The 3,685-nt window shown below is 35.0% G+C and carries 3 protein-coding genes and 1 pseudogene; 3 read left to right on the top strand and 1 reads right to left on the bottom strand.

Annotated elements, in window-relative coordinates:
* Nucleotides 1-180: pseudogene (locus FJR37_RS25610) on the bottom strand (hypothetical protein); the annotation flags it as partial.
* A gap of 457 nt (nucleotides 181-637) precedes the next feature.
* Here FJR37_RS25610 and FJR37_RS25605 point away from each other — a divergent pair.
* The 3 genes from FJR37_RS25605 to FJR37_RS25595 form a co-directional block, all read left to right on the top strand.
* Complete coding sequence (locus FJR37_RS25605; RefSeq protein ID WP_168467472.1) at nucleotides 638-1,306, top strand: hypothetical protein; 669 nt, start codon at nucleotides 638-640, stop codon at nucleotides 1,304-1,306.
* Between the two features lie 67 nt (nucleotides 1,307-1,373).
* The gene (locus FJR37_RS25600) at nucleotides 1,374-3,158 is read left to right on the top strand and encodes a P-loop NTPase fold protein (protein ID WP_039204231.1); all 1,785 of its coding nucleotides are present in this window, start codon (nucleotides 1,374-1,376) and stop codon (nucleotides 3,156-3,158) included.
* Nucleotides 3,159-3,234: 76 nt separating this feature from the next.
* Nucleotides 3,235-3,685, top strand: a 451-nt coding sequence (locus tag FJR37_RS25595; RefSeq protein WP_168467471.1) for a DUF1802 family protein, incomplete at its 3' end; no start/stop codon positions are given.

Genomic DNA, 3,685 nt, shown 5'->3' with positions numbered 1-3,685 from the left:
CCCCCCTAAAAGTGCCACTTTCTGACCTGTGGATAATCCTTTTTTGGCTTCGGGTTGATTAACTAAAGAGCGATCGCTCATGTTTCTACCTGCTGTATCATCAACAGGTGGTGGTACTGATGCGTTTCGAGAACCACCGCCACAGCCTGTTAATAAAAGAACTGAGAGTAATGTAGACATCAGTATTGCTTGCACGCGTAAACCGAGTTTACGCTCTTTATATATAGTCTTCATTCTTATTCCTATTATTTACAACTCTTTAATCTCCGTACAGACACAAAGGCAGATTTGAGCTTTTGTTTTTTCGTACCTAGAAAAGGATGGGTATAGTATTTGTATGTAATCATGAACTATTTTTGTCGGTCTTCCATCTTGCTGCTGATATAAGCGACTCTAATTTCTTACCTCTGAGGAAATATGCAATTAGAGACTTCTTACTCAAAAAATATCCCAATCCTGAGTATAAATGTAGCGGTTTAGCTCATGCTTTACCCTTACCTGTTCAGGGTATTTGCAGCATAAGTCATAAATATTGATTTTTGTCTTATTTACATCAAAATAGTTAATATTATTTGAATTTTGTCCAAGTAACAAATAAAATACTTATAATATTTTTTAGTTAAGTAGGATACTGAATATGAACGCCCAAGCCCAAAATTTACAGACTTTATATGCTAAAACTCGCTTGCTGCTTGCGTTGTGGGATTTAGGAGGAAGTCAGCAGAAGGTAGCTAGGAGTAAATTAAGAGAGCGGATAGTGTCTAAGGGTCAGAAGATGGCGGACTATCAGGGTATTTTAGAGGATTTGGAAGCACAGGGGGCTGTTACTGTTACTAAAAAGGGTTCTGCAATTAGTTATACTCTCATATCACCGACGGGTTTAGATGTGTTGAAGGCGGGTTTGCGTAGTGATGAGTTTCAGTTTAATACTAATCTTGGTGCTTGGGTAGGAAATTCTTTGTTGCGGTTGTTGCGTCAGGTTGATGTTGTAGTTGCTGCGCCGATTGCGTCTGGTGGTGCGGTAATTGGTTCTTATGAGGAGTTTAAGTCTGTCGCGTTAGCTGTTTATGACAAGTTGAATAAGGATTACAACCTGGATGATTTAGTGCCTATTTATCGCATTAGAAGAGAAATAGGTGAACAAGTTAGTCGTGAGAAATTTAATAAATGGCTGTTAGAAATGCAGGAAAAGGATATTTTACAACTTCAAGGTGGAAGTTTACCAGATAACGACCCAGTAAAACTAGAAGACTCAGTAATTACTGAAGTTAGCGGGTTACGTTGTTATGCCAAACGTTTAATTTAGTTCAATAATTTTCGTGATTTTTCTACTTTTCAACTAGCTCTCATACACAACTACTGCACATAAAACTATGTCTAATACATTAAGTGATGCTATCAATAACAACAACCCATTTGAGGGACGTTTAGTAGTTAGAAGTAATAATGTTTGGGGAAAAAGTTATCCTGATGTTCTTTCTTTAAATGCTCATGCTTCTGATGCTATTTATGATGCAATTGAAAAAGTAAGTACCGGACAGAGACAAATTGTAGGTATTACCATTACAGCAGAACGAGGATTAGGGAAAAGCCATCTTATTAGCCGAATTCGCCATAAATTACAAATTGACGGTAGTGCATTATTTGTGTATATGAGTCAATGTAATAATCTAAATCGTATTAAAACAGAATTTTTAACTACATTGGCAAATAGCCTCAAACAAACAGGTAGCCAAGGCGTTAGCCAATGGCAAGAATTAGCTACAGCTTTAATTAATGAAGCTTTTAATCAAAACTATGTACCTCAAAGCCTAATTAATTATTTTTCTGGAGCATTAGCTAAAAATCCTAAGATAGTAGAACTTTTACGAGATAAAGTCCTTGCCGTTAAGTCTGATATAGAAAATCCTGACATTATTACTGCAATTTTATGGACACTTTCTCCTGATCCAGCATATGAAATATTTGCTATTCGATGGCTTGCTGGTGGTAATGTACCACAAAGTAAAGCTGATTCAATGAGTTTAGCTAATGTTACTCCAGATGATAAAGAAGCTGAGTCATTCAATACTGCTAGGCAAATTCTTGATTTAATTGGTGATTATAAACCAATAGTAGTTTGTTTTGATGAAATGGAAGCTGATCACTGTAATGAGATAGGATATACTGCAAGACAAGTTACTGCTATTTTCGCCAAAGATTTATCGGATAAAATTAAACGAGGTATTTTACTAACATCTATTTTCCCTGATCATTGGATTAATGAAGTTAAAAGATTATCAAATGCTGAATCGGTTGTTGATAGAATTGGAGAAAAAGTCATTGAACTAAAATATCTCAATTCTGATGATATTGTTATTTTAGTGTCTGGATGGCTTGATGAATTTTATCAGGAACAAGGATTAACACCACCTAATTCAGTTTATCCATTTAATGAAGCAGAACTGAGAGCATTAGGTAAGGAAAAACCAATTGTTAGAAAAGTTTTGCAATGGTGTTCTGAAAATTTTAAACCTGATGTAAAACCAGATCCTCTTGAATGTGCTTATAATCAACAATTAGCTGCTTTGGAGACTACTATCCAAGATTATATGGAGGATAAAGGAACTCTTTCTCAAGCCCTGCGATTAGGATTTACGATAATGAAAGGAGAAGTCTTAGAAAATGTGCAAGTTGTAGACATAGTTGATGTTCAAGTAAAAGCTGCTGATAGAGGCTATCTAGATTTTAAGATTATTGGCAAAGAAAACGGTAAAGATGTCAAAATTGTAGTTGTAGTATTACAAGAATCGGGAGGAATGTTTGTCCAGGCAACATTGAAACGATTAATAGAGTACCAGAAGTTTGATATGACTCGTGGTTGTTTAGTTCGTTCTAAGCAAATTGGTAGAAATGCAGCTAAAGCTCAACAGTATTTGAGTAAACTTTTATCACCAGATCTAGGTGGTGAATGGGTTTTGTTAAAACCAGAAGATATTAAACCACTTTTAGCTTTACATTTTCTGATGAAAAGTCGTGAAGATGAAGAGTTAAGCGAAGAAGAAATCATGGATTTTATTCGCAAAAAGTGCATAGTAACTAATAATTATTTGATTGGTGAAATTCTTAGTGATCCCTCTGGTCAAGTTCCTAAAGATGCTATTGATGAAGAAAGTTAAATTAACATAGTAGCTTCTACTGATTTTCAAGACATAATTAGTTTTTTTACTCAAGCATTAATAATTAATTAGGATAATGATTAATACAGCCCTAAGTGTACCAGCCGCAGAAATTGAGGCATTATTGTATGGGAGAATAATCGCAGTCATACCTAATAGTTTCCTTTCTCCAGGACGAGAATTTGCTCTATTTCCAACAGATGGATCAAGTAATGTTCTAGCAATTGAGGATTACTATCACTTGAGTTTCTTGCCTATTGCTCAAAGTGCATTTGTAAAATTAGATAATCAGGGGATTCTGCTACAACCTCAACAAACAAGTTTACTTATAGATAATGAACAATTACAGCTACCTCTCTTAGCTTATCAAACATTATCTATTAAAGCTTGGGCTAGATGCGAACTATGTCAAGATATAACAAATATTGAATCATTAGCTTCTTTATCAAGGTTAACTATCTGGACACAAAAAGGTTTAGAGGAAATACTCAGACAAAGGCAAAAGATTTTTCTGGCATATTTGCGAG

Origin of the sequence: Aphanizomenon sp. UHCC 0183, assembly GCF_009712065.1 — a bacterium.
In the GTDB taxonomy this organism is placed as follows: Bacteria; Cyanobacteriota; Cyanobacteriia; order Cyanobacteriales; family Nostocaceae; genus Dolichospermum; species Dolichospermum heterosporum.
Note: the sequence above shows the minus strand (reverse complement) of the source record. Positions and strands in the feature narration are given on the sequence as shown.